Below are 2311 nucleotides of genomic sequence, written 5' to 3' on the forward strand. Positions count from 1 at the left end.
TGTTCGCCAGGTCTTTTAAACTATTGAACTGCATGGTAGACTATATAGTACGGATTCCTTACTGTGGAGGCGTTGATGTCTTACAGCCTATTCAAGTCTTATCTAAACGATGAAGAAGCAAAGGAGATTCGAGGTTCCCTTCTTGTGATGGCCATTCCTGCTATGGCAGAAAACGTACTCCAGATGCTGCTTGGAATTTCAGATACCGCTTTCCTCGGCCATTATGACTGGAGAATTATGACCGCTGTCGGTACCGCAAATCAGGTTGTCTTCATATTTCAGGCAGTCCTAGTAGCGATTTCAACAGGTTCGATGGTGTTGCTTTCTAACAGTTATGGTGCAAACAATCACAGAAGAGTAGATTTGATTGCATGGCATGCGATCTATCTTAGCATTGCTGCTGGTTTGATTCTTTCTTTTGGGTCTTTTTTCTCTGATAGCTTGTTGTCAGTTCTCTTTCCTTCTAGCGACTCGTTGATGCAGATGAACGGAAGCAAATATCTCCAAATCATCATGGCAGGTTTCCCTGCAATGAGCATAATGATTGTTCTTGGTGCGGCTTTGAGAGGAGCGGGAGACACGAAATCGCCGCTGATAGTAGCCGCTGTTGCAAATGTACTGAATGTCTTTCTTGATTACTCAATGATCTTTGGAAAGTTTGGGTTCCCCGAGATGGGTGCCTTTGGGGCCGCACTTGCAACAGTCTTGTCGAGAGTCGTAGGTTCAGTGATAATTATTGTTTTGCTGTTTCGAAATCGAAGAATTTCGATGTCAAGGAAGCCCCGGAGATTCTCTAAGTGGCTTTTCAAAGAGATCTTTGTTCTAGGTCTTCCAGCTTCCATCGAAAACTTTGGATTCTCTCTTGGAGTTCTTGTCTTCGCAAATATCCTCTTTATTTCCGGTCCACAGGCGTATGCTGCCCACAGAATCGGTATTCAGGTAGAATCTCTCTCCTTCATGCCTGCTTGGGGTATGGGAGTTGCTATAACCGCCTTAGTCGGAATCTACAATGGTGGCAGGCAAAGAAGAATGTCGATTGGTGTAGTTAGACAGGGTTGGTTCATTGCCCTCGCAATCTCCTCTGCGATTGGATTAACCATTACGTTGCTTCCGGACCTTTTCATCTCTCTTTTCACAAATGAGCCGTCGCTCATAGAAGAGGGACGACTGCCAGTGAGAATTATCGGGCTCTTTCAGGTAGTGATGGGGACCGATTACGTGGTCACCGGGGCTTTGAGAGGCATGGGTGACACTTCTTTTCCAATGAAGACCTCGCTTGTGGCAATGTGGTTCTTGAGACTTCCTATTGGCTACGTGCTTGTAAGATATTTCGGTCTCGGTCTATTTGGTGCTTGGATAGGAATGATGGCCGATATGGCCTTCAGGACAACACTGAAGTTTATCAGGTTCTACTCTGGGAAATGGGAAAGCACGGCCGATTCAATACAGGCGCGTTCCGGCTGAGATCTCTTGTACAAAAGAAAGTTATTCGTAAAAAATCTATATGCACGGGCTTACAATCTCAAAGGTTCTTTTTATCAGAAGTGGCGATATCTTTGTTCCTAATTGGAGCTTTTGGTAAGATAATCATATGCCTTTATCAGGCATAATTCGAAAGACTTACTAATACTCCGAAGGAGGTATTTCTTTGAAAGTCGTGGGAATGAAAAAGATCGTCTCACTGATTGAAAAAGGTTCATCTGTGATGATTGGAGGGTTTCTAGGTTGTGGTTCTCCAGACTCAATTATCGATGAGATCGTTAAGAACGAAATCTCTGGTTTGACTCTTGTAGCAAACGATACTGCCTTTCCAGAAACGGGGATAGGAAAACTCATTGTCAACAAGTGTGCTTCCAAGATTGTTGTCTCTCATATAGGAACAAATCCTGAGACACAACGTCAGATGATTGACGGAGAGCTGGAGGTAGAGCTTGTTCCGCAGGGTACTCTGGCCGAGAGAATTAGAGCCGGTGGTGTAGGCTTAGGAGGCGTTCTGACGCCAACAGGTGTCGGGACTGTGGTTCAGGATGGAAAAAAGGTTTTAACAGTGGATGGCAGAGATTACCTGATGGAACTTCCTCTAAGAGCCGATTTTGCTTTGGTGAAGGCCAAGAAAGCCGATTACTTCGGAAATCTGGTATTCTCTTTGACTGCAAGGAATTTCAACCCTCTGATGGTCCTAGCATGTGATACGGTGCTTGTAGAGGTTGAAGAAATCGTTCCAATTGGTTCCCTGTCGCCGGATGAAATTCATATTCCTGGAGTTTTCGTTCATTACATTGTTGTCGGAGGTAGAGTGCAATGATGGACC

General features: G+C 44.7%; 2 protein-coding genes. Both read left to right on the forward strand.

Annotated features, from left to right (window positions below; translation table 11 throughout):
* Positions 1–75 precede the first annotated feature (75 nt).
* Entirely contained in the window at positions 76–1464 is a 1389-nt protein-coding gene (locus BG32_RS11915) for an MATE family efflux transporter (protein ID WP_006492102.1), read from the forward strand.
* A 184-nt stretch (positions 1465–1648) separates the two neighbouring features.
* Positions 1649–2305 (forward strand): CoA transferase subunit A, encoded by a 657-nt coding sequence (locus tag BG32_RS11920; RefSeq protein ID WP_006492104.1) that lies wholly within the window; start codon positions 1649–1651, stop codon positions 2303–2305.
* Positions 2306–2311: the final 6 nt, after the last annotated feature.

Source organism: Mesotoga sp. HF07.pep.5.2.highcov, from assembly GCF_003666285.1.
GTDB classification, from domain to species: domain Bacteria; phylum Thermotogota; class Thermotogae; order Petrotogales; family Kosmotogaceae; genus Mesotoga; species Mesotoga prima.

Coding starts and splice junctions, on each gene's coding strand:
- BG32_RS11915 (WP_006492102.1), top strand. CDS start 76: ATGTCTTACAGCCTATTCAAGTCTTATCTAAACGATGAAGAAGCAAAG.